General features: G+C 36.9%; 15 protein-coding genes and 1 tRNA gene. 11 read left to right on the plus strand and 5 right to left on the minus strand.

The window, feature by feature from the left end; genetic code table 11:
* The first annotated feature begins 3 nt into the window (after positions 1-3).
* The 3 genes from C8C84_RS01205 to rpe all read left to right on the plus strand — a co-directional run bounded on the left by C8C84_RS01205 (position 4) and on the right by rpe (position 5,628).
* Positions 4-3,600: a hypothetical protein gene (locus tag C8C84_RS01205; protein ID WP_121311791.1), complete on the plus strand. Its 3,597-nt coding sequence runs from the start codon at positions 4-6 to the stop codon at positions 3,598-3,600.
* 82 nt (positions 3,601-3,682) lie between these two features.
* Positions 3,683-4,546, plus strand: coding sequence for an RNA polymerase sigma factor RpoD/SigA (locus C8C84_RS01210; protein WP_121311792.1), 864 nt, complete (start codon positions 3,683-3,685; stop codon positions 4,544-4,546).
* A gap of 416 nt (positions 4,547-4,962) precedes the next feature.
* Complete coding sequence (gene rpe / locus C8C84_RS01215) at positions 4,963-5,628, plus strand: ribulose-phosphate 3-epimerase (RefSeq protein ID WP_121311793.1); 666 nt, start codon at positions 4,963-4,965, stop codon at positions 5,626-5,628.
* A 6-nt stretch (positions 5,629-5,634) separates the two neighbouring features.
* On the opposite strand, the gene C8C84_RS01220 is transcribed toward rpe, so the two are convergent.
* Positions 5,635-6,633 carry a GntR family transcriptional regulator gene (locus C8C84_RS01220; RefSeq protein WP_121311794.1) on the minus strand — a complete coding sequence of 333 codons (999 nt, stop codon included), beginning with the start codon at positions 6,631-6,633 and terminating at the stop codon, positions 5,635-5,637.
* A 103-nt stretch (positions 6,634-6,736) separates the two neighbouring features.
* Between C8C84_RS01220 and C8C84_RS01225 the strand changes: the two genes are divergently transcribed.
* The 7 genes from C8C84_RS01225 to C8C84_RS01255 are packed head-to-tail and all read left to right on the plus strand — an operon-like array spanning position 6,737 to position 16,212.
* Entirely contained in the window at positions 6,737-7,783 is a 1,047-nt protein-coding gene (locus tag C8C84_RS01225; protein ID WP_121311795.1) for an aldose epimerase family protein, read from the plus strand.
* A 2-nt stretch (positions 7,784-7,785) separates the two neighbouring features.
* Positions 7,786-8,856 (plus strand): glycosyl hydrolase 53 family protein, encoded by a 1,071-nt coding sequence (locus C8C84_RS01230; protein ID WP_121311796.1) that lies wholly within the window; start codon positions 7,786-7,788, stop codon positions 8,854-8,856.
* 2 nt (positions 8,857-8,858) lie between these two features.
* Positions 8,859-9,872, plus strand: coding sequence for a glycosyl hydrolase 53 family protein (locus C8C84_RS01235; protein WP_233549696.1), 1,014 nt, complete (start codon positions 8,859-8,861; stop codon positions 9,870-9,872).
* Between the two features lie 4 nt (positions 9,873-9,876).
* Complete coding sequence (gene galA, locus C8C84_RS01240) at positions 9,877-12,303, plus strand: beta-galactosidase GalA (RefSeq protein ID WP_121311797.1); 2,427 nt, start codon at positions 9,877-9,879, stop codon at positions 12,301-12,303.
* Between the two features lie 19 nt (positions 12,304-12,322).
* On the plus strand, positions 12,323-13,510 hold the full coding sequence (gene galK / locus C8C84_RS01245) for a galactokinase (protein ID WP_121311798.1): 1,188 nt from the start codon (positions 12,323-12,325) through the stop codon (positions 13,508-13,510).
* Positions 13,491-14,540, plus strand: coding sequence for a UDP-glucose--hexose-1-phosphate uridylyltransferase (locus C8C84_RS01250; RefSeq protein WP_121311799.1), 1,050 nt, complete (start codon positions 13,491-13,493; stop codon positions 14,538-14,540). Before galK ends, C8C84_RS01250 begins: the two co-directional genes overlap by 20 nt.
* A gap of 10 nt (positions 14,541-14,550) precedes the next feature.
* Positions 14,551-16,212, plus strand: a complete 1,662-nt coding sequence (locus C8C84_RS01255; RefSeq protein ID WP_121311800.1) for a sodium/sugar symporter — start codon at positions 14,551-14,553, stop codon at positions 16,210-16,212.
* 3 nt (positions 16,213-16,215) lie between these two features.
* Here C8C84_RS01255 and C8C84_RS01260 read toward each other — a convergent pair whose 3' ends face one another.
* Positions 16,216-17,019: a zinc-dependent peptidase gene (locus tag C8C84_RS01260; protein ID WP_121311801.1), complete on the minus strand. Its 804-nt coding sequence runs from the start codon at positions 17,017-17,019 to the stop codon at positions 16,216-16,218.
* Between the two features lie 191 nt (positions 17,020-17,210).
* On the opposite strand from C8C84_RS01260, the gene C8C84_RS01265 reads away from it, so the two are divergent.
* Positions 17,211-17,708, plus strand: coding sequence for a hypothetical protein (locus C8C84_RS01265; protein ID WP_121311802.1), 498 nt, complete (start codon positions 17,211-17,213; stop codon positions 17,706-17,708).
* A gap of 125 nt (positions 17,709-17,833) precedes the next feature.
* Here the strand turns inward: C8C84_RS01265 and C8C84_RS01270 are convergent.
* From C8C84_RS01270 to ftsZ, 3 genes are all read right to left on the minus strand, one after another.
* A tRNA-Arg gene (locus C8C84_RS01270) sits at positions 17,834-17,907 on the minus strand.
* A 21-nt stretch (positions 17,908-17,928) separates the two neighbouring features.
* Positions 17,929-18,378: a GatB/YqeY domain-containing protein gene (locus tag C8C84_RS01275; RefSeq protein ID WP_121311803.1), complete on the minus strand. Its 450-nt coding sequence runs from the start codon at positions 18,376-18,378 to the stop codon at positions 17,929-17,931.
* Positions 18,379-18,627: 249 nt separating this feature from the next.
* Complete coding sequence (gene ftsZ, locus C8C84_RS01280) at positions 18,628-20,625, minus strand: cell division protein FtsZ (protein WP_121311804.1); 1,998 nt, start codon at positions 20,623-20,625, stop codon at positions 18,628-18,630.
* Between the last annotated feature and the right edge of the window lie 21 nt (positions 20,626-20,646).

A 20,646-nucleotide genomic window follows, 5' to 3' on the forward strand; every position in this document is an offset into this window, starting at 1 on the left:
ATTATGGGGTTTATCATTTTCATTTTAGTAATCTGTATTTTTTTCTTATTCAATAATTTCTATAATTTAAGAAGAGACCATAAGTTTTTAAAATCAATTCTGGAGAAATATTCTGTAGACCTCGCTGATTTAAAAAAAGAAGTCTCAGCACTTAAAAACCCAATTGAAAGCCAAACCCTTTCCACTGACACTATTATTCAGCCAATAGCGGAAATTGTAACTGAAGAAGTAATAACAACCATTACTCCAATTGACATTCCCGTTCCCAAACCACAACCGATAATTGAGGAAATAAAAATTCCTGAATTACCGGTACTAAACTACGAAAGCCATCCATTACCAAAATTTGAAAAGCCAAAAGCAATTGTTGAAGAAGTTTATCCTGAAAAAGTTATTGAAGAGAAAATCTATCAAGAAAGTACTTTTTCTCTATTGTTAAAAAAAGCGGAAAAGCAATTTGCCGACAATTGGACCGGAATTCTCGGAACCGCCATTATGGTGCTTGGCATTGGCTATTTGAGTATTTATACGGCATTAAAAGTCGAGCCGATTTTCAGGGTTTTAATCTTGTGGTTGTACGCCGGTTTACTCATTGGTTCATATTACATTTTGGCCAAAAAAGAAAAATGGAACAAAACCGGACTTTGGTTGCGAAGTGCCGGCGCGAGTTTGTTTTTGTTTGGTTGTTATGGTGCTTCACAAATAGAAGCCTTGACATTTATTGATAACAATGGCTTTGGTTATTCTTTAATCGGACTCGGAATTGCGCTCAATTTGTACGTTGGTTACATCATCAAGCAGCAAACATTTTTGTCACTTCATGTGGTTTTGAGCTTACTGATTTTATGCGTCATTCCCGAAAAATTATTGGTCACTTTTATCTTAGCAGCCATTACATCAACCATCGGAATTGTGTTGTCTTATAAAGAAAAATGGGAATATCATTTGCTGATTGTGATTATTGCTTTCATCATTTTCGATATTTGGTTCAATGCCGAAGGAACAACTTTAACCACAACACAAAACATCTTTGCTATTCTGGGAATCGTAATGGTCTCGACTAGTTGCATGTTTATGCAATATAGAAGTGTTTACGAAAACACGCATTTTGACAAAGCTGCTTTTATTACACATTTAACCAATTGGATTTTATTCGCCATTGGCTTAATTCTACATTCTACGGGAAGTCATTTTAAAACTTTTATTTTGTTTGCCGGAGCGATTATTTGTTTCTTTATGGCGATTAAAGCGCGTAAGAAAAAGATATTTTGGCTTTATAACTTAGACGGAATGGTCGCTTTTATCCTTTTTTCGCTAAGTATTATCATGCTGAATGATTGGAATGTTGGTGTTGATATTATTGCTTGTATTTTATATCTAATTACGATTGCTTGCTTGTTTGCGGTTTACCAACAAAAAGAAGCTTTGCTGTATAAAATATTCCTCGGCATTAATCATTTTATGGCGTTTGCTTTAATCATTTTTTCCGCCTTACTATACAGTAGTTCATTGGAACAAACCCAAATCACGAGTGCTTTAGCCAGTTTAATTGCCCTGACCATCATTTCACTTGCTGTACCGATTTTCTCGGTAATTAAGAAAGAATATTTAACGGTCGATTCATTTTTTGGCGAAAAGAGTTTGAGTTTAAACGGATTGCTTTCAATAGTGTTTTCGATGTTTGTCATTCTGAAAATGGATGATGCATTTGGCAATTCCTTCTATTATATTGTAATTGGTTTGGGATTCCTTTGGTGTTTGCTGAAACGAACCTATGATTCTAAAACATTTGACATTGGACGACTCTTCTTTTTAGGATTGAGCTTATTCACGGGAATACTTTTACTAAACACTCAAGAGCAATCATACACAGATTTAGTGTTTGCTTTAGGTTTGTTCGCTGTTGTTGGTTTCAACTGGTCGCTAAAACGCTTTTACAACAATGTCTTTCTCATTCCGTTCTTGTGTATTTTGGGTTCCAATGCGGTTTTGGTGGTGTTGTCTTTCAAATATTTATCAGATTATTACCTACTGCATATTTTTAGTTTGTTTGGCATTGCTTTACTCAATCATGAATTTTTGTGGTTCAATTTCAAAAAGAAGTATTTGGTAGTCGAAAATGAAACATTACTCTATCTTTTCTATTATTTCTTGGCCTTTTTAGGAAGCTTTACATTGCTGTGGCATTCTTGGAAACTCACCAATACTGAAATCGGTTTAACCTGTTTAGGAATTTCCATTGTCGAAGTTTATGTTTTGTTTGCCAAAAGAATCAAAAACAAAACGGCTGACTCGAGCGTTAGCGAACAGGCGAAGCAAACGCTTACCAATTGGAACCATTTTAATCTTTTGAATTCAGAATTATTACTTTTCAATTCGCTGTTATTTGGTTTTTGTTGTTTACAAATCGAATACAGTTCGGTGCTTTTATCAGTTTTAGCTATAATTAGCTTCCTTTCGTTCCAAAAATTCATTGAGTTTAAACGCTATAAAAACTATGCTTTTATACTAATGATTGTAGGTGTTGCATTCTCTATTCATCAAGCGATTGACCATATTGATTCGACTGACAAAACTATTCTTTATATCACTCAAGCCGCTAGTATTTTGATATCAATTGGCTATTACTATTTATTATTAAAAACCGAAAAAGAAGAAAGCAAACTTTTCACAAAACTATTGCCTTACCTCCAAAACCTTTGGATAATAGTTTTATTATTCATCCAAGTCGAATTCAAATATCTTGCGGTCTTATTTATGGGATTGGCGTTACTGAATTTCTGGTTAATCACTTCTAATAAAATCAAAACAGAACTTCATTTCGCTACCGGAATTGGTTTATTAGGAATCATAACTTCCGTATTCTTTAGCATTAACAAACTCAACAATTTTGAAGTAATCGATTGGACGCTTCAATTAGGAAGTGTTGTCATGGGAATCTTGTTTGTTATTCTTTTAAGTAAAAAAGAAGCTATTGAAACCTTAAAATCCAATTACCAAATTGTACTTAATATTTGGCTATCCATCATCATGTTTTCTCAATTAGAACACAAATGGCTTCCGGTATTTTGGGCAACAACTGCTATCTTAAATCTGTATTTGCATTTTCGAAAAATCAGTCCGCAAAAGAACATCAGCATTGTGTATTATTTATTGGCCAATGTACATTTGGGCATCATCAGTTTCCATTTTTACGAACCTAACTTCTTGCCGGTTTATCTTTTAATATTCGTGCTTTTGGGCATTTATATTTATTTAGCTTACAAATGGATGGAAAATTTCAATCTCAAAAACAGCCTGATGATCTATCCGGCAACGTTAAGTATTGGTTGTTTCTTATATCTTTCATTCGACAAAGGCATACTGACTTTCTTCTGGATTTTAGAAGCCTTAGGATTGTTGATTTTGGGCATCATGCTCAAGGAAAAATATTTCCGTTATGTTTCTTTATCCTTAGTTGGCCTTTGTATTGTAAGATTAATGTTCTTTGATTTATCTAACACTGATTTTTTGATTAGAGCCTTGGTTTTATTGGGTGTCGGGGTCGTATTATTGGTAATGAACAGTCTGTTCAAGAAGTACAAAGACCGGTTTGATTAAAAAAACATTATGGTTTTGTAACTTTTTTGTTTTTTTACACGTACAACCACTTGAACACTTTAAAGTAAAGGAGATACATTAAATGAGACAACTCAAAATCACCAAGCAGGTAACCAATCGTGAAACTGCTTCCTTAGACAAGTACCTACAAGAAATTGGAAAAGTAGATTTAATTACTGCCGATGAAGAAGTTGAATTAGCACAGAAAATTAAAGCCGGAGATCAAAGAGCCTTGGAAAAATTGACCAAAGCTAATTTGCGTTTTGTGGTTTCTGTAGCAAAACAATACCAAAATCAAGGTTTGACTCTTCCCGATTTGATTAATGAAGGTAACTTAGGCTTGATAAAAGCAGCGCAACGTTTTGATGAAACGCGTGGTTTTAAATTCATTTCATATGCCGTATGGTGGATTCGTCAATCTATACTTCAAGCTTTAGCGGAACAATCTCGTATTGTACGTTTGCCTCTGAATAAAATTGGTTCTATCAATAAAATCAACAAAATGTACGCCTTATTAGAGCAATCTAACGAACGTGCACCTTCTGCTGAAGAAATTGCCAAAGAATTAGACATGACCGTAAATGATGTAAAAGAGTCTATGAAAAACTCCGGCCGTCACTTATCTATGGATGCACCACTTGTAGAAGGAGAAGATTCTAACCTTTACGACGTTTTACGTTCAGGCGAATCGCCAAATCCGGACAGAGAATTAATTCACGAATCATTGCGTACTGAAATTGAACGTTCTCTAGAAACCTTAACGCCAAGAGAAGCAGACGTTGTACGTTTGTACTTTGGTTTAGGCGATCAACATCCAATGACTCTAGAAGAGATTGGAGAAACTTTCGATTTAACTCGTGAGCGTGTGCGTCAAATTAAAGAAAAAGCCATTAGAAGATTAAAACATACTTCAAGAAGTAAAATTTTAAAAACATATTTAGGATAATCCTAATAACGACAACAACAGTCTGATTAACTGTTCGTTTTTTGATTGATGATTGAAACTCCGGCTGATTACCGGAGTTTTATTTTTTGCGTGGCAAATAAAACTCCAGTCTGTTCGCTACGCTCGGGTTTCCGGAGTTTTATTTTTTATGGCGTGCCCTTTCAGGTCAGGCTTTCACCACTCGCTTTTTTAGTTATTCCATAACTAAAAAGAGCTCAAACAAAGGCTCAATCCTTCACGCAAACCCTGCTAAAATTCAATCCAAACTTTCTTTGTGTCCCGAAACTTCGGGATTCGCGAAAAAACCTTGCGAACTTTGCGGTTAAAAAACTAATTTTGCATCAACAACACAACATCATTCTTAAAATGAAATCGCTTTTATGCGATTCACGAATGCTAATAAAAAAATAACTACTATGAGTAAAAACACAATTATTGCACCATCAGTGCTCGCAGCCGATTTTGCCAACCTGCAACGTGATATCGAAATGATCAATGCCAGTGAAGCCGATTGGTTCCACATCGATATTATGGATGGTGTTTTTGTTCCGAACATCTCTTTTGGAATGCCGGTTTTGGAAGCCATTTCTAAACACGCAAAAAAAACAATAGATGTCCACTTAATGATTGTTGATCCTGACCGATATATCAAAACTTTCGCTGGTATAGGCGCTAATATTTTAACCGTTCACTACGAAGCTTGCCCGCATTTACACCGAACTTTACAAGCCATCAAAGCCGAAGGCATGAAAGCCGGTGTTGCTTTGAATCCGCATACGAATGTGGCGCTTTTGGAAGATATCATCAAAGACATTGATATGGTTTGCCTCATGAGTGTAAATCCGGGTTTTGGCGGACAATCTTTTATTGAAAACACTTACTCTAAAATTGAGAAGTTGAAAGAACTTATCATCCGCAAAAATGCGTCAACCATCATTGAAATTGATGGTGGTGTTACTGATAAAAATGCGAAACAATTGGTGCAAGCCGGAGCCGATGTTTTAGTCGCTGGAAACTTTGTTTTCAAAGCAGAACATCCTATTCAAACCATAGCCGATTTGAAAAAAATCACAACGTTATAAAATTTCTTAAATAGAATGCCGCAATATTAATTTGGAGTTGTTCTTTATGTGCGACTTCAAATTAGTATTAATCATTTCGGCCAAAATTTTTCCCATTTCATTAAAATCAGTTGAAATGGTAGTAATGCCATTTTCTACTACCTTTTTCAACGAAGTATCATTGTAGGATATAATTCCGTAATCAATCCCTAAAACCAAACTCTGAGTTTTAGCTTGCTCAATGACATTCACCAAATGCCTGTCACTTGGAATAATAAACAAACTCCCTTTTTTAATCTCGTCATTTTCAAAAGTCGACACAACTGAATTTTGGAATTTATTTTCAGAACAAAACTTGTAAAAACCGGCAACCATTCCAACCGGTTCTTTATTTCCGGGAAAGATCAATATCAACTCGTCATAGTTTTTTATTTTCTCTAATCCATCCATTAGTCCATCATACATATCCGTTACAAAATCCTGATAAACTGTAGGATATTCACTCAAAGCCTCATTGGTTTGGTCTAAAATGTATGTATCGTTCAAAGGCAATGCCTTAATAACATCATTCGGAATTTCAAGATTGGATGGCATTATGATGTATTTCGAATAATTGCCTTTACTATCATTGACCAATTTTTTAAACATCTCCAAATTGAAATGATGAAAGAAAATGTCAATCTGAAAGTTCTTATTCACATGATAAATAAAGGAAGTATACAAATCTTCCTTAAACGCATTTAACTCATCAAATAGCAAAAAAATCCTTTGTTCTAGAGTAAACTCAACACTTTTCACATAATAACCTTTACCTAAAACCGCATAAATAATACCTCTTTTTTTCAGTTCGTCATAGGCCAATAAAACCGTGTCACGAGAAATAGAAAACTCTAAACTTACTTTATTCACCGAAGGCAATTTGTCATCGCGTTTCAATCGTGTTTCGGCAATAGCCATTTCAACAGACAACACTATCTGTTTGTATTTTGGCTGGGCTGATTGACTGTTTATATTAATGATTTTCATCTAAATACAATTAACTGGTGGTAAGTTACAAAAAAACTGGTAGGTAGTGGTATGGACGAAAAAGATAAAACAATAATTTCGTTATCGGATTGATAAAAAAATTATGATAAAAAATCGTTATTCACAAATTTACAATAATAAAAATGCGAAATTGTTTGGATTAACTCCTGACAATAAAGAGGTTCTTTGCTATACTTTGGTCAATAAAAAAGGCATGGAATGTTCGGTAATCAATTATGGCGCAACGATTACGTCATTAAAAATTCCTACTTTAAACGGAGAAAAAATCGATGTCGTTTTGGGCTTTGACACCTTGGAAAAATATATCGATTCATTTGATTTACCTAGTGCTCCATATCTGGGAAGCGTTGTGGGAAGATATGCCGGCAGGATTAACAATGCTGCTTTTAAATTGAATGGAGAAAAAATACAGCTAACCAAGAATCACAATTCGCATCAAATTCATGGTGGATTAAATGGCTTTAGCCAAAAACTTTGGGAAATAAGCTCAATTAAAACAGAATTAAACCCTTCAATCACATTAGAATATACAAGTGCTGATAACGAAGAGAATTTTCCGGGAGAATTAAATGTAAAAGTTACTTGTACTTTAACCGAAAACAACGAACTAAAAGTGACTTTTCAGGCCAAATCAACCGAAGACACTATAATCAACTTAACCCAACACAGTTATTTCAACCTTGACGGACATTCAAAGGACATAGCCAATCAAAAGCTTTTTATCAATGCCAAAAACATACTGGAAACCACAAAAGAATTAATCCCAACCGGAAATTATATTAATTTAAAAAATCACGCTTTCGACTTCTCAAGTCTTAAAAATTGTCCAACATCCATTGACAACACTTTTGTTCTAGAAAGCAAAGAAGCGGCTACACTTTACAGCGAAAACTCTAACATAAAAATGATAGTTTCCACCAATCAACCCGGAGTTCACATTTATGTTGGCGGCAATTGTTTTGGCCAAATAAAAGGAAAAGAAAACACCGATTATCATCCAACCAGTGCTATTTGTTTTGAAACACAAAATTTTCCCGACGCACCAAATCATAATCATTTTCCAAACTCAGTCTTGAGAAAGAACGAAGAATATTTACACCAAACGACATTCAAATTTCAAAATCTATAATTATGAAAAAGTTACTTTTTATTTTATTCTCCATCTCGTTATTTTCTTGTTCCTCTGACAGCAACTCAGAACAGGAACTGCCTGTTGTGGAAGACGAATTTATTCGTGGTGCCGATATGTCTTATTTACCCTTAATCGAAAGCGAAGGCACCGTTTACAAACACAACGGAGTAAACGAAGATGCAATTACCACTTTAAAAAATGCAGGCTGTAATGCAATCCGAATGCGCCTTTGGCAAAACCCGTCAGATGCTCATTGTGGCATGGCAGAAGTAAAAGCCTTTGCTCTAAGAGTAAAAGCCGCAGGTTTAAAAGTTTGGCTAACCGTTCATTACTCTGACACTTGGGCTGATCCGGGAAATCAAACCAAACCAGTGGCTTGGCAAAGCATGACATTTACCAATCTTAAAACAGCCGTTACGGATTACACCAATTTGGTGATGACCGAAATTAATCCCGACATAATCCAAATCGGAAACGAAACCAATGACGGTATGCTTTGGCCGGAAGGCAGATTATCAACTAACGAAAGTCAATATTTAGAACTCGTTTCAAGCGCAAGTTCAGCCATAAGAAGCAAATCTACAACCACAAAAATCATGTTACACCACGCCGGAATTTCAGGTTCAGATTGGTATTTCAGTAAAGTAGCCAACATTGATTATGACTATATTGGTCTTTCTTATTATCCTATTTGGCACGGAACCAGTTTGGTTACTTTACAAAATACCATGAATACTTTGGGTCAATTGTATGATAAAAAAGTAATAATAGCCGAGACCGCTTACCCGTTTACTTTCGGATACAATGATTATACCAACAACATTATCGGATTACCAAGTCAAATTCTACCTGCTTTTCCGGCAACAGAAACTGGCCAAAAAGGATTCCTTTCCACTATAAAAAATACAGTAAATCAAAGTACTCACGGCATTGGGTTTTGCTATTGGGGAAGCGAATGGATAGCTTTCAGAGGACCAACATCAACCAATGGTTCTTCATGGGAAAACCAAGCCTTATGGGATTTCAACAACAATTCACTTCCGGTTATGGAGGTGTTTAATGCCAATTAATTATGAAAATGATATTTCAAATCATAGCTGTAACATTACTATTTACAGTGACTGGAAATTCTCAAGACAACAATTTTGCTAAAGGCGCCGATGTCGGTTGGTTACCGCAAATGGAAGCTACTGGTTATAAGTTTTATGACTCCGACGGAAGTGAGAAAGACTGCTTGCAATTACTAAAAGACCGTGGGATGAACTCCATTCGCTTACGTGTTTGGGTGAATCCAAATGATGACAAAGCCAGCGGTCATTGCAGTGCAGCAGAAACGGTAGTTATGGCATTACGCGCCCAAAAAATGGGCTTCCGAATTATGATTAACTTCCACTACTCTGATTCTTGGGCTGATCCGGCGAAACAATTCAAACCAAAAGCTTGGGAAAAACATTCTTTCCCTGAATTATTAAACGATGTTTACAATCATACTTTTGACGTTATCAATGCTCTAAAAGTCGCCGGTGTTACCCCGGAATGGGTACAAGTCGGAAACGAAATTCCCGGCGGTATGATGTGGCCGGAAGGCAGCACAGACAATTGGAAACAACTCGGACAGTTATTAAACAAAGGCTACGATGCTGTCAAAGCCGTTGACAAAAACATCAAAGTAATTGTGCATGTCGATGAAGGAAACAACAACGCCAAATTCAGAAAATTTTTCGACAATGCTACGGAACAAAAAGTGCGATATGACGTAATTGGATTGTCTTACTATCCGTATTGGATTAAAAAAGATTATAGTGAAACCATAGCCGATTTACAATTCAACCTAAACGATATGGCCAAACGCTACGGAAAAGAAGTAATGATTGTAGAAGTTGGTGGCGAAGATGACAAAGTGCAAAACACCTACGAACTTTTAGCAGCTACCATTAAAGCCGTAAAAAATGTACCAAACAACAAAGGAATTGGCGTTCTATATTGGGAACCACAAGGTGCCAGAAGCTGGAGTCATTACGCCTTAAGTGCTTGGCAAGCGGATGGCAAACCTTCACCAGCTTTGGATGCTTTTAAAGAAAATTAAAAATATGAAAAATATTTTATCCCCTACTTTAGGAAAAGTATTCTTATCGATTTCTTGTTTGATATTAAATTTTTCAACTGTAAAAGCACAAGAAAAAATAAGTCTTGACGAAGATTGGAAGTTCCATTTTGGTCATTCCGCTAATCCGGAAAAAGATTTTGATTACAGTAAAACTGCTTTGTTGCATAAATCAAATGTCTTTGCTACCACAGTGGTCAATCCCAAATTTGTTGATACTACATGGACTTCAGTAAACGTTCCTCACGATTGGGTTGTGGAACTTCCTTTTGTAAATTCTCCTCAAGTAGAAATGGACAGTCATGGTTACAAACCAGTTGGCGGAATCTATACAGAAACTAGTATTGGTTGGTATCGCAAACATTTCACAGTAGATAAATCAAAAAGCAACAAACGCTTCGAAGTTCAATTTGATGGAATTTACAGAAATGCCGAAATTTGGATTAACGGATTTTATGTCGGCACCAATTTTAGCGGTTACGTTGGCAATTCTTATGATGTAACTGATTATATCAATTTTGAAGGCGATAATGTATTGGTTGTTCGAGTTGATGCCACACAATATGAAGGCTGGTTCTACGAAGGCGCCGGAATTTACAGACATGTTTGGTTAAACATAACCGATAAAGTTTTTATCCCGGAAGACGGTATTTTTGTACATTCCGAAGTAAAAGGAAAAAATGCAATAGTAAACATTGAAACTACCGTTCAAAACAACAATTTAAAAACTTTAAACGGTTCGGTTTACGCCTATATTACTGATAGAAACGGAAAAGTTTTAGCCAAAACTTCAGAGCAAAAAATTGCTTTGGGCATTCATAAAAACACAACCGTTAAACAAAAATTAAATTTGAATAATGCTCGCCTTTGGTCGTTAGAAGATCCCTATTTGTACCGAGTGATTTCAGTGGTAAAATCAGGAAACCAAATTATACACCAAACCAAAACGCGTTTCGGAATCAAAACCGTAAAATTCGATGCCAATAAAGGGTTTTTCTTGAACGGAAAACACCTCAAAATTCAAGGCACCAACAACCACCAAGACCACGCCGGAATTGGGAGCGCATTACCCGATTACATGCAATATTATCGCATAAAGTTATTGAAAGAAATGGGTTCAAACAGTTATAGAGCAAGCCACAATGCACCAACTCCGGAACTTTTGGACGCTTGTGATAGCTTAGGAATGTTGGTTATAGATGAGCAACGTTTGTTAAATAGTAGTCCGGAATATGTAGACCAATTCAAACGATTAATCAAACGCGATAGAAATCATCCATCCGTATTTTTATGGTCCATAGGAAATGAAGAACAAAATATTCAAGGTAACGACTACGGTAAAAAAATTGCACAAACCCTTTTAGCCATTCAACAAGATTTAGACCCAACAAGAACCAGTACTTATGCCGCGGATATGGCCAATGATTACAAAGGAGTAAACGAAGTAATTCCAATTCGCGGTTTCAATTATCGTGAATATGCTGTAGCTGATTACCATCGTGATCATCCCAACCAACCTTTACTCGGAACCGAAATGGGAAGCACGGTAACGACTCGTGGCATTTATGAAAAAGACAGCATTAGAGCTTATGTACCCGATCAAGACATCACCCATCCATGGTGGGCAAGTAAAGCCGAAACCTGGTGGAAATTAGCCGCCGAAAATGATTTTTGGTTGGGCGGTTATGTATGGACAGGATTCGATTATCGCGGGGAACCAACACCTTATAAATGGCCAAATATCAGTTCGCATTTCGGAATTATGGATGTTTGCGGTTTCCCGAAAAACATTTATTACTACTATAAAAGTTGGTGGACAAAAGAAGATGTTTTACACATTTCTCCTCATTGGAACTGGCCGGAAAAAATGGGTAAACCAATCGATGTTTGGGTAAATTCAAATGCAGAGGAAGTTGAATTATTTCTTAACGGAAAAACTTTAGGCAAAAAAACAATGCCAAGAAACAGCCACTTGAAATGGCAAGTCAATTACGAACCTGGAACACTGGAAGCAATTGGCTACAAAAAAGGTAAAAAAATAACATCAAAAGTAGAAACCACCGGAACTGCCTACAATGTAGTGTTGACACCAGACAAAACCATTTTAACCGCCGATGGAAAAGATGCTACAGTAGTCAACATTTCTATTACGGATGACAAAGGACGCGAAGTGCCTATTGCCGATAATATGGTAAAATTTTACCTTACCGGAGATGCGAAAATCATTGGCGTGGGCAATGGTGATCCAAGTTCTCACGAACCGGATAAATGCCGAGATGGCGCTTGGCAAAGAAGTACGTTCAACGGAAAATGTCAAGTAATCATTTTAGCTGGAAAAACATCAGGGAAAGTAACTTTAGAAGCAAAAGCCAACGGCTTAAAATCAGCTTCAGTCACAATCACACTTAAATAAAAAATTCGTTTCAATATTCATGAAGAAGAAATTAATCCAACATACAACGGAACATTTTGAAAAGATCTTTCAAAAAACACCCGAAACCATCTTCCTGTCACCGGGAAGAATCAATATCATTGGCGAACACGTTGATTACAATGATGGTTTTGTAATGCCCGCCGCTATCAATAAATACATCTGTTTTGCGATTTCAAAAAATAACAATTCAGAATGTACACTGGTAGCCAAAGATTTAAACGAAGCTTACCAATTTGATTTAAACGACCTATTAAAACCTATTGACAAAATGTGGGTCAACTACATTTTAGGCGTATTGCACCAATTGAAAGGCAAAGGCTTGACCAAAGGTTTCAACATCGTATTCAGCAGCACAATCCCAATGGGCGCGGGACTTTCTTCCTCAGCCGCTTTAGAATGTGGTATTGGTTACGCAATGAACAAACTGTTCAATTTGGGTTTAACCAAAGAAGAAATCGCACTTATCGGTCAAAAATCGGAACACACTTTTGTCGGTGTGAATTGTGGTATTATGGACCAATTCGCCTCGGTTTTTGGCAAAAAAAACAGCGTCATCAAACTCGATTGCAATACTTTGGAATATCAATATTACAAAGCTGATTTCAAGAAATATTCGTTACTTTTATTGGACAGCAATGTAAAACACACCCATTTGACTTCGGGCTACAATGTCAGAAGACAAGAAGTGGAACAAGGATTAGCGATTATAAAACAACATTTTCCACAAGTAAACACCTTCAGAGATTGTACGGAAGACATGGTTTTAAGACTGAAAGCAACTTTGGGAGAAGTTATTTTCAGACGTTGTCATTTTGTGGTCAAAGAAATCCAACGTGTTTTAGATGCTGCGGATTCATTAGCGAATTCAGATTTTAAAAGATTAGGCCAATTGATGTTGAAAACCCATCAAGGTTTGTCCAAAGACTATGAAGTAAGTTGTGATGAAATTGACTTTTTAGTCGATGCGGTTCAGCATGAAAAATCAGTCTTAGGATCAAGAATGATGGGCGGTGGATTTGGGGGTTGTTCGATTAATTTAATTGAAAAAGGTTCAGAAAAAGAACTCATCGAAAAAATTTCAGCCCAATACCGCAACGCTTTTGGCATCGAATTAAAAGCTTACAAAGTAAAAATATCAAAAGGCACCTCGCTTTACAAAACCGAAAATGACACAATTCAACCATAACGAGCATCCACACCGAAGATACAATCCTTTGCTTGACGAATGGATATTGGTTTCGCCGCATCGCGCCAAGCGTCCGTGGCAAGGCCAGAAAGAAACCGTTCATGAAGACAATCGACCTGAACACGACACAGCTTGCTATTTGTGCGCCGGAAATGTTCGTGCCAATGGCATAAAAAACCCAGATTACGCCGATTGTTATGTCTTTGAAAATGACTTTTCGGCTTTGCTTAAAGAAGAAGTAAATTTTGAAAGCAAAGAACAATCGCTGTTCCAATTAAAACCGGAACGCGGCATTAATAAAGTCGTTTGTTTTTCCCCCAAACACAACCTGACATTACCCGAGATGGAAGTCGAAGCTATTGAAAAAGTAGTCCAAACCTGGGCAGCACAATACATCGAGTTGGGCAGCCACGATTTTATCAATTATGTTCAAATTTTCGAAAACAAAGGAAGCGTTATGGGTTGCAGTAATCCGCATCCGCATGGACAAATTTGGGCGCAATCTTCTTTACCGACACAAGTAGAAAAAACACAAAAAAACCTTCGTATCTATCACGAAAAAAACAGAACTAGTTTACTTAAAGATTATTTAGAACAAGAATTAAAAAAACAGGAACGCATCGTTTTAGAGAACGAGCACTTTGTAGTTTTGGTTCCTTTTTGGGCAACTTGGCCGTATGAAACGATTATTATCAGCAAAAGGCATTTTGGCAATATCATCGCGATGAGTAATGAAGAAACTAGAGCTTTTGCCGAAATCATCAAAGGGATTACGGTGAAATACGACAATCTTTTTGAAATGTCTTTTCCTTATTCTTCCGGTATTCACCAAGCGCCAACCGACAGGGTTTCGCATCCCGAATGGCATTTTCATATGCATTTTTATCCGCCATTATTACGCAGTGCGACTGTAAAGAAATTTATGGTGGGCTACGAAATGCTCGGCGAAGCACAACGCGATATTTCACCGGAACAAAGTGCCAAGATTTTAAGAGACTTACCAAACATTCACTACAAACAAAACCACTAAAAAACCAGATATGAACACAGGATTTGAAACCATTGACTATATCGTATTTATCGCTTATGCACTTTTAATCCTAGGCGTTGGTCTTTGGATGTCGAGAGATAAAAAAGGACATCAAAAAAATGCGGAGGATTATTTTTTAGCCAGTAAATCACTTCCATGGTGGGCAATCGGAACTTCTTTGATTGCTGCAAACATATCGGCTGAACAATTTATTGGTATGTCTGGTTCTGGTTATGCTGTTGGTTTGGCAATTGCTTCTTACGAATGGATGGCTGCAATCACTTTAATCATAGTTGGAAAATTCTTTTTACCTATTTTTATTGAGAAAGGATTGTATACCATTCCGGAGTTTGTTGAAAAGCGATTTTCCACTAATTTAAAAACCATTTTAGCCGTATTTTGGGTGGCTTTGTATGTCTTTGTAAATATCACTTCGGTATTGTATTTAGGTGCTTTGGCTATGAATACCATCATGGGTGTTGATATGTTTTATGCGATTTTAGGATTATCCTTGTTTGCGGCAGCTTATTCTATTTACGGAGGTTTGGCCTCCATTGCTTGGACCGATGCCATACAAGTGATTTTTCTAATTTTTGGCGGATTGGCAACCACCTATTTAGCCTTAGATACTGTTTCTAACGGAAACGGAATGTTAGATGGATTGGGCATCATCTACGACAAAGCACCACAAAAATTTTCCATGATATTGGACGAATCAAATCCACAATATATCAATCTTCCGGGAATTGGAGTTTTAGTTGGCGGACTTTGGGTTGCCAATCTTTATTATTGGGGTTTTAACCAATATATTATTCAGAGAGCTTTGGCAGCAAAATCTTTAAAAGAAGCACAAAAAGGAATTGTGTTAGCCGCTTTCTTAAAGTTAATCATCCCATTTATCGTAGTAATTCCGGGGATTGCCGCCTTTGTGATTGTTAATGATCCTGAGATGTTAGCCCGATTGGGAACCGAAGGTTTGTTAAACATTCCGAGTGATGGCGCTGCTGACAAGGCTTACCCTTGGTTAATTCAATTTTTGCCTGCCGGTTTAAAAGGATTGGCTTTTGTAGCTTTAACAGCGGCGATAGTTTCTTCACTTGCTTCTATGTTGAATTCCACTTCCACTATTTTTACCATGGATATTTACAAACAATACATCAACAAAAATTCTGATGACAAGAACACGGTTAAAGTTGGGCGGATAACTTCTGCGGTAGCTTTGGCGATTGGAGCGATTGTAGCGCCACTTTTAGGCGGAATCAACCAAGCATTTCAATTCATCCAAGAATATACCGGAGTAGTCAGTCCGGGCATCTTAGCCATTTTCCTTTTGGGATTATTTTGGAAGAGAACCACTAACCAAGCAGCTATTTGGGGTGCTCTACTATCGATTCCGGTGGCAATGTTTTTCAAAGTCGGGCCAAAAGGTTGGGCTAATGGCACTTCATTAGAATCGGTATTTCCCAACATTCCATTCTTAGACCAAATGGGTTACACCACATTAATTACTATACTCATTATTATGGCTATAAGTTGGATACAAAACAAAGGCGAGGATGACTCGAAAGGTTTCATATTGCACAAAAACACTTTTAAAACAAGTGCTTCTTTTAATATTAGTGCTTTTGCCATTATGTTGATTTTGGTGTTTTTATATGCTAAGTTTTGGTAACCATTAATGTTTATGATTCAGCATTTTACTGACATGTTGGAATAATTCCGGAAATTGCATCTTAAATTCATTAGGTGTTTCAAAATAATGCTCAATAATCACTGAAATGAATTCAAAATGATTGGTGTAAGCATAAATTCGAAAGTACTCGGAATCTATTAATTTTTGTCGGTTAGGCGGATGATTTACTTCTTTATGAAGTCGACTATGCTGTTTTCGAAAAGCCAACGAGCTACCATCGTCGCTTCGCAAACTATGGTGATGAATAACATGAGAGAACTCATGGATTCCTAAGTTTAAATTGTCATTATCGATTTCGTATCCTGCAATAAAATCTTTCCATGAAAAAACCACCGCCTTCATTCTCGGATTGAATTCTCCTTTATGGTATTGTTCCGTATTATTTGAATAATATTCTTCGGGATAGATTATTATTTTGTCAAAAGTATCAATCAAGTAACGTCGCATTCCGAAAGTCAGCATCACATAAGTTCCGGCAATCAGCGTTTGCATTTCTCTTGTAATTACAATATCTTCTCTGGGAATAAATTCATATTTCTCCTTAAAAGAGGCCAAGCGGTGGTGAAAATATACTTTGTGCTTGTCTGAAAGTTTGCTGTAGAAAGGAAAATTCTGCCTTAGGAAAAATTCCTCATCATCGTTTATCTTTTTGGTATTCATATACAAATGAACATAAAGCGGTCGATTCAAAATAGCAATCGAAATATCATCCAAAAAACTCATGATAAACATGAAAGAATATAGGAAACCTGCTCCTAAGACAAAAACCATAATAAGAATACCCATTGGCTAAAGATATAAAAAAAGCTCAAGAAATTCTTTAGCTTTTAATATGAACGCGAAGGGTTTCTACCGAACAATATACTTTAAATTTTATATTGGATTGATTCGGCTGTCGTGTAACAAAATGAAACACTAAAGAATCTTATTTCAACAAATAAGATTTTTTTTTTACTTTTATCAAAACTTACTACACTATGAAATCGAAGATTCACGAACACCAAAAAAAATCAACTCTTGTGAGTAAAAAGATACTATTATTATCGTTTCTATTTATTGTCCTTGCAACCAACGCCCAAATAAAGGTTGCCAAGACTGAAGCAAAACCAGTTCTTATCGGTAAGGTGGGAACACCGACTTTGAGTACCGTAGAAATTACGAAGACTGGTGACTTAGTTACCTTTAAATACCAGAATAACAATAAGCCCCAAATAGCTGAATTCAAAACCTTCAGCTTTAAAGATATTGATGATGCCTTAGAAGGATTTTATTCTGTTATCAAAGATGGTCTTACAGCTCAACCGAAAGAAGATATTAAGATTGAATTGCCCAATGAAACAGTGAGCCTTCAATTCACAAAAGCCATGAATATTGCCAGCGTGAAGATGAAGATAAGTTATAACAATGGCGAAGAAGGCGGAACAACAGTATGGTTAACCCAAAAGCAAATTGATAAGTTATTCAACAAATTATAAATTTACGTTTTGAAAATACGCAGGGTTGACTTCGTCTTCCCAGACAAAGCTCCGCTTTGAAAATAAAACAGCCAATAAAATGCTCAAGTAAACTTGGACATTTTATCGGCTATTCTATTTATGTGTGACCCCGGCAGGGTTCGAACCTGCAACCATCAGAGCCGAAATCTGATATTCTATCCAGTTGAACTACGGAGCCATTTTAGAGAGTTAGACTATATTATGTTAATAATTTTTTAACGATAGTCGAAACGGTTTTACCATCCGTTTTTCCGGCCAAGGCTGCTGAGGCTTTCCCCATAACTTGTCCCATGGAAGCCATACCTGAAAACCCACCTTCAGTGATGATTTTCGAAACGATTGCTTCCACTTCTGCTTCTGATAATTGTGCCGGCAGGAACTTTTCGATTACGGCTACTTGCGCTAATTCAGGTTCAGCTAAGTCGGCGCGATTTTGCTCAGTATAAATATTAGCGCTGTCTTTTCTTTGTTTTACCAAACGTTGCAATAATTTGATTTCGTCTTCAGAAGATAAAGTTTCGCTGGCACCGGCTTCGGTTTTGGCTAAAATAATACCCGATTTAATCGCTCTTAACGCTTCTAAAGCGACTGTATCTTTGGCTCTCATGGCGTTTTTCATTTCGTCCATGATTTGTGTTTCTAAACTCATATTTAGATTATTAGATTGTTAGACTTATTAGATTTTTAGATTTTTCTAAAAATTATGACTTTTTAGCCCCGATTGTAGCAAGTATCCTCGAAGAGATACTGCGGAAAGCGGGAATACGGATTACTGAAACAGCCCGAACCTTTCGCTCCCAATTAAAATCAGGACTAGTCAAAAAGCACTGCGAAGTTAAAAAAATAACCCGAAAATCGCAAAGCAATTTTCGGGTCATCTGATTAGAAAAATGGCAGACTAATCTACATTATCGTGCAAGAAGGAATTATTGGTTCTGATTTGCAAATCGTCGTTACTATCAGTTCCCAAAGACATTCTTGAATTTGAAGTATTGCCGGCGTTGTTTGACAGGTCAACCCCTAATCTTTTATAAGCTGGTTCTTTTTCCATTTCCTCAATTCTTGACGGATTGTTGTGGAATTTGTAATTGAACTCTTTTAATTTTCTTCTGCGTTCATCAGCTCTGTGTTTCAAAGTTTCTTCAATGGTCATTTCTACCGGAGAAGCATCGTCAAAATAGTTTACTGAAGCTGTTTGTGGTTTTTCGGTTTCGGCAACCGGTTTCATGGTGATGTTTAATTCCTCAGCGATTGGCTCTTCAACGATTTTAGCAACCGGTTTTGAGTTTAGCAAGTCGTTTTCCAACTCCATGTATTCTTCCAAAGAATATTTAATCACACCACCTTCGTTCAACTCCGTTACCGGAACAAACTGTACAGGCTCGTTTACCACAATGTCATTGGCGTCAGAAAGGTCGAAAACAATTCGGCTTTCTTCTACTGGTTGAACAGCTTCAACAACTTCTACTCTCTCAAATACTGGCGTTGCAGCCGGCATATCGAAGGTGAAAGTGATTTGCTCTTCTTCAATGATATTTTGTGGCTCAACCACTCTCATCTCACGTACTTCTGGTGTTGTTACTTTGTAATCGATGTCCATGATAGGCGATACGATTTCGAAAGTCACATCTAAGTTGCGGATGAATTGATTCATTGCAATTAATTCGTTATCATCAATAGCAGTCGGAGCAGTTGGTGTTTCTACTTCTTCTTCTATTAATTCGAATACGATTTTTTCTTCTTTTACTTCCGCTTTAGCTCCGTTCAATTCGGCTTCGCCTCGGGTTGGCGAGTCAGTGTTGGTTTGGAAAACTTCTACCGTTTTTTGGGTTAAGTCGCGCACCAATTTTTGATCGTCTTCTAAAGCGTGAACAATTTTCTTGGCTTCTATGTTTAAAAGTCCATTTTGTTGTTCTTGATTAAAACCTGTAGCAATGATAGTTACGGCAATTGAATCTCCTAACGTTTCGTCTTCACCAACACCCATGATGATATTGGCATTGTGACCGGCTTCCGATTGGATATGGTCGTTGATTTCTCCGATTTCATCAATGGTGATTTCATTATTACCAGAAACGATAAGCAACAATACGTTTTTGGCACCGGAGATCTTATTATCATTTAATAATGGAGAATCTAAGGCAGAAATTATAGCATCTTTTGCTCTATTTTCGCCATTAGCAGTAGCAGAACCCATGATGGCTCTTCCACTATTTTCCAATACGGTTTTTGCGTCTTTTAAATCGATATTTTGTGTGTAGTGGTGTGTAATTACTTCTGCGATACCACGAGAAGCAGTAGCCAACACTTCATCAGCTTTAGAGAAACCTGCTTTGAAACCTAAGTTTCCGTACACTTCTCTCAATTTATTGTTATTGATAACAATCAAAGAATCTACTTGTTTTCTTAATTTCTCAACACCCAACAACGCTTGTTCCGAACGTACTTTACCTTCAAACTGGAAAGGAATCGTAACGATACCAACGGTTAGAATATCTCTTTCTTTCGCTAATTGTGCGATTACCGGAGCAGCACCGGTTCCTGTCCCACCGCCCATTCCGGCTGTGATGAAGACCATTTTGGTATTGCTGTCCAACATTTTTTCAATGTCGCCCACACTTTCTAATGCGGATTGTTGTCCTACATCGGGATTTGCGCCTGCGCCAAGTCCTTCGGTTAAGTTTACACCCAACTGAATTTTATTCGGCACCGGACTGTTTTGAAGTGCTTGTGAGTCGGTATTACAAACGATGAAATCTACACCTTTGATTCCCTGTTTGAACATGTGATTGATAGCGTTACTTCCGCCGCCACCAACACCGATTACTTTGATCACATTTGATTGATTCTTTGGTAAATCAAATGAGATGCTTCCAAATTCTGAGTTGCTTATCATACTATTTTGGTGTTAGGTATT

It is taken from the genome of Flavobacterium sp. 102, from assembly GCF_003634615.1.
Taxonomy (GTDB): domain Bacteria; phylum Bacteroidota; class Bacteroidia; order Flavobacteriales; family Flavobacteriaceae; genus Flavobacterium.

Excerpts from the sequence above, each read along its gene's own strand:
- C8C84_RS01260 (WP_121311801.1), bottom strand. The coding sequence starts at position 17,019 with ATGGGTATTCTTATTATGGTTTTTGTCTTAGGAGCAGGTTTCCTATAT.
- C8C84_RS01230 (WP_121311796.1), top strand. The coding sequence starts at position 7,786 with ATGAAAAAGTTACTTTTTATTTTATTCTCCATCTCGTTATTTTCTTGT.
- galK (WP_121311798.1), top strand. The coding sequence starts at position 12,323 with ATGAAGAAGAAATTAATCCAACATACAACGGAACATTTTGAAAAGATC.
- C8C84_RS01220 (WP_121311794.1), bottom strand. The coding sequence starts at position 6,633 with ATGAAAATCATTAATATAAACAGTCAATCAGCCCAGCCAAAATACAAA.
- C8C84_RS01210 (WP_121311792.1), top strand. The coding sequence starts at position 3,683 with ATGAGACAACTCAAAATCACCAAGCAGGTAACCAATCGTGAAACTGCT.
- rpe (WP_121311793.1), top strand. The coding sequence starts at position 4,963 with ATGAGTAAAAACACAATTATTGCACCATCAGTGCTCGCAGCCGATTTT.
- C8C84_RS01225 (WP_121311795.1), top strand. The coding sequence starts at position 6,737 with ATGATAAAAAATCGTTATTCACAAATTTACAATAATAAAAATGCGAAA.
- C8C84_RS01255 (WP_121311800.1), top strand. The coding sequence starts at position 14,551 with ATGAACACAGGATTTGAAACCATTGACTATATCGTATTTATCGCTTAT.
- C8C84_RS01205 (WP_121311791.1), top strand. The coding sequence starts at position 4 with ATGGGGTTTATCATTTTCATTTTAGTAATCTGTATTTTTTTCTTATTC.
- C8C84_RS01250 (WP_121311799.1), top strand. The coding sequence starts at position 13,491 with ATGACACAATTCAACCATAACGAGCATCCACACCGAAGATACAATCCT.
- C8C84_RS01235 (WP_233549696.1), top strand. The coding sequence starts at position 8,859 with ATGAAAATGATATTTCAAATCATAGCTGTAACATTACTATTTACAGTG.
- C8C84_RS01275 (WP_121311803.1), bottom strand. The coding sequence starts at position 18,378 with ATGAGTTTAGAAACACAAATCATGGACGAAATGAAAAACGCCATGAGA.
- C8C84_RS01265 (WP_121311802.1), top strand. The coding sequence starts at position 17,211 with ATGAAATCGAAGATTCACGAACACCAAAAAAAATCAACTCTTGTGAGT.
- ftsZ (WP_121311804.1), bottom strand. The coding sequence starts at position 20,625 with ATGATAAGCAACTCAGAATTTGGAAGCATCTCATTTGATTTACCAAAG.
- galA (WP_121311797.1), top strand. The coding sequence starts at position 9,877 with ATGAAAAATATTTTATCCCCTACTTTAGGAAAAGTATTCTTATCGATT.